Source organism: Mesorhizobium sp. M7A.F.Ca.CA.004.12.1.1, from assembly GCF_003997835.1.
In the GTDB taxonomy this organism is placed as follows: domain Bacteria; phylum Pseudomonadota; class Alphaproteobacteria; order Rhizobiales; family Rhizobiaceae; genus Mesorhizobium.
In genome coordinates, this window is record NZ_RZRK01000664.1 from 1 (window position 1) to 3,459 (window position 3,459).

General features: G+C 60.5%; 3 protein-coding genes. All 3 read right to left on the reverse strand.

Going from position 1 to position 3,459, the window contains the following annotated elements; translation table 11 throughout:
* Positions 1 to 61: 61 nt before the first annotated feature.
* Positions 62 to 1,069: a hypothetical protein gene (locus EN984_RS38315; RefSeq protein ID WP_206517487.1), complete on the reverse strand. Its 1,008-nt coding sequence runs from the start codon at positions 1,067 to 1,069 to the stop codon at positions 62 to 64.
* Between the two features lie 665 nt (positions 1,070 to 1,734).
* Positions 1,735 to 3,159 (reverse strand): hypothetical protein, encoded by a 1,425-nt coding sequence (locus EN984_RS27250; protein WP_127270802.1) that lies wholly within the window; start codon positions 3,157 to 3,159, stop codon positions 1,735 to 1,737.
* A partial coding sequence (locus tag EN984_RS27255) for a terminase small subunit protein (protein WP_127384086.1) occupies positions 3,137 to 3,459 on the reverse strand: 323 nt, incomplete at its 5' end. The genes EN984_RS27255 and EN984_RS27250, both read right to left, overlap by 23 nt.

Sequence of the window (3,459 nt, forward strand, 5' to 3'; positions counted from 1 at the left end):
GACCAGAGCCCTTCAGATTTCAGAACAAGCGCGAGCGCGTGGGCGAAATTGCGGTCCACGGCTATGCCCTCCAGAACTTGAGACGCGTGTAAATATCGAAGGCGGCAAACCCGGCCGTGAAACCAAAGCCGTCGTTGCTGCGGGTCGTACCGCATCGGTGTTCTATTCTGTATGTTTTCCCGGCAACGACCGGCGCACCGCCGATACTTCTGGTTTGCGTGAAGTCGTTGCCGTTGTCGGTCTGCTCACTGGTGCCTGCGGTGACTTCTACGCCATCAGTGACATTGAACAGCCGGGATTGATGAACGCCAATTTTACAAGCCGGCGCACTCCATTCTACCCAACCCGCGACGGTCGGCGTGAACTGGTTCGAGGCTAGGGAAATCAGCCCGTAGGGATCGCGGACTTCGGTGTTCAGGTCTCGGGTACGCCATGCGCCCGAAGTGAAGGTGCCGCCGTTGATGCCTGACGCCTTCTGGTCTTCCATGATGGCATCGGGTGCGCCGCCACCCCATTCGGGCGCCGTAGCGGCGGCGTTCATGCGCAAGGTCTGCCCTGCCGTGCCCTTTGCGAGCCTGGCTGGAGCCTTTGCCCCACTCAGATAAAGGATGTCGCCAGCGGCGGTCGATGCTGGCAGAGGCGCGAATATCTGCGTTGCCGCTCCATCGCCAACAGCAATCACATTGTCGTCGGTGTCCCACTGGATCCGCCCTTCGGTCGTCGGAGCCGGTGTTGTGCTCTGTTCAAGCACCAGAGCCGGCCCGGATATGGAGGTACCGGCGGGGATGGTCACCGGGCCGCCGTTCGCCCGCTGGTAGCCGACGCAAGCCCAGTTGCCGCTGCCGAGGGACCGGAGCGTCATGACATCGCCGGCCGCCGTGGTGATGTTCGCAGCGCCAGGCAGGATCAAGCTGGTTGCGTTGTGGGTCAGCGTGAGAATGCCCGCGAACGTCAGGACGCGCTCGGCGCCAGCGGCCACAGTGCCGAAGGCGGTAATCGCGACGGTTCCGGTGACCGTAACCGCGACACCCGTCGCATTGGCAAGATTGACGGTTGCCGCCGATGCCATGTTGGTGCCGGCGGCGTTGAAATTGTCGCTGCCGCCTACGGCCGTCGCGGCGCCCGAGCCGCCAGCCGTCAGTGGCCTTGCCGCGTTGGCATCGGCGACAAGATCGGCCACAAGCGCGTTGTATTTCGCGCTTTCGATCGTTGTGTTCGGTGTTCCAGCGGTCCCCGGAGGGGCCGAATATACTCCACCAGCGCGAGGCATGGCCGCTCCAATTCTATTGGTCGGCGCTAGGGTGCTGGTGCCTCTACGAAAAGATAAGCTACTTGGATTGCGTCATTCGCCAAAGAACGACGCCACCATTAGAAAAAGTTTATCCCCTTGTATTCGTTCGGTTATTCTGTCGGATTGCCGCCCAATAATTTGGGAAACATTGACGATGCGCCTATCTACACCTTTATGAGGTGGTTCGGGAGAGCAGCCTGGACCGCTGCTCTCCCGACAACCGAGAAAGGAGGTGAAATCTTAAATGGCTGTCTGGGCCTATCTCACGCTGAGTTTGCTGCATGTCGCAAACGGCGTGATCTACTTCGTCCTCGCCTTCTTCGGGTAATCCGAAGTTGGTGTTTCCAACCTTAGACGGCAACCCCCAGCGCCGCAACTTTAGCGGATTCTGTATCGGGAGTCCTCGATAGGTGCTGCCCGCCGCTACCCGGCGGCGGGCAGTCTTAGCGATTGCCTCGACGACGCCTGACCATGGCGTCAACGGCTTCCTTCACCGACTGGTTGCTGCGGATTGAGCCGTCCGGCATAGCCTGGTAGGCGCCCTTGTCACCTTCAGACTTCACCACCGCAACTATTGCCTCACGCCATGCGAGGCCCAGATACCGGAAGGCGGACGCGTAGTGTTCGGCCCAGTTCTTCACCGGCACGTCCCGGAAGCATTTCTTGTCATCGTCCCACTCGCGGCGGAAAGCCTTCAGGCCCTCGATGCCATCGGCCACGCGCTCATTGTTTGCGAACCGGGCAAGCTTGATAGTCTGCCGGCCGGCATTCACCCCATCAGCAAAGCTCGCAATGCCGACCATCTTCGGCTTGCGACCATGATCCTTCAGCGTTTGCAGCCGCGTGCGAGCCGTTCCCCATTGCGGGTGCAGGATATCGTGCGGAACGTAGTCGTTGCCCTTGTAGCCCTGGTCGTCGAGCCATTTGCACCAGTCTGAGAGGTCTTCGCTGTCGGGTAGATAGAAATCGACGATAATGGGCGTACCGTCGATGACCTGAAAACACCAAATCGGATTGTTGGCCGCCTTGCCCAGGTCCCATACTGTATGAACCGGATAGGCCGGGTTGACCGCAATCGGACGACCAATGCGCCCGTCCCGCTCTGCCTTGGCAACTTCGGCGCCCCAATATGATCCGACGAGCGCGCCCGCGAACGAGCAATAGAATTCCTGGTCTATCAGGAGATCCGCAATCTCCTTGCCGAACAGGCCGGTATAGATCACCCGCTGCTCTTCAATGTCCTCTTCCGAAATCGCCTGTGTCGCGTCAACGCCCAGGACTTCGGTGAACCAGCCGCGCGGGTTCGACAGCGGATCAAAGGCGTTGCCCTTTGTGGCGTCCAGCATGCCCTTGGCGTGATTGTTGCCACGTGGCGTGGTGATGAACGAAGCCCAGCCGCCATTTTCCGCCAGGATGGGCGACAGGTACGCCCACGCCGCCGGCTTCGCCAATGCCCATTCCGAAAAGGTGATTCCGACTGGTGGCGATCCAACCAGGCTGTTGAAGTTGTCGCTGCCAACGACCTGGAAAGTCGACCCGACCTTGAAGCGGACAAACATTTCATTGTCATTCATGTTCTCGATTAGAGGCTCTGGGAAGGCCTCGAACAGCCGGCGCTTGCCCGAATGCGGGTTGATCGCGTTCCATATCGCCTTGCGCGCCTGGGCGGCCTCGGGGAGCATGTGCCAATACGTGCCGGGACGCTCATGGGCGGACACGGCATGCATGTTCAGATTTATCTCGTCCTTGCCGGCGCGGCGGTGCCAGAATAGGAGCTGGCGCTTACACCCCTGCTCCCACGTGTCCCATGCCTTCTTCTGATACCAGCGAGGCCGCCAGCCGGCGTTAGGTAGCTGGATTGTCGGCATTCGCCTGTGCTTCCTGGTCCGCCAGCTTCAGCACTTGAACCACTAGCGGGCCGCCCTCGCCGTCAGTGAGCGCCACCTTGGCGCCGTACTTCTTCGGCCGCATGCGCTCAGCAATCCATTTGCGCGTGTCGATGCGAAGCCGCGAGCGCTGGATGTTCTCGCTGTTGAGCTGTTCGGTGGTCGTTCCGTCGCCGTTGACCTTGGTCATGTAGTCGTTGCTGCTGTCGTCGGCGATATCCGGCATTTCGTCGACGTGGGTGTCTGCCTGGAGTTCGCGCGCCCGCGCGTACTGGTCAAAAA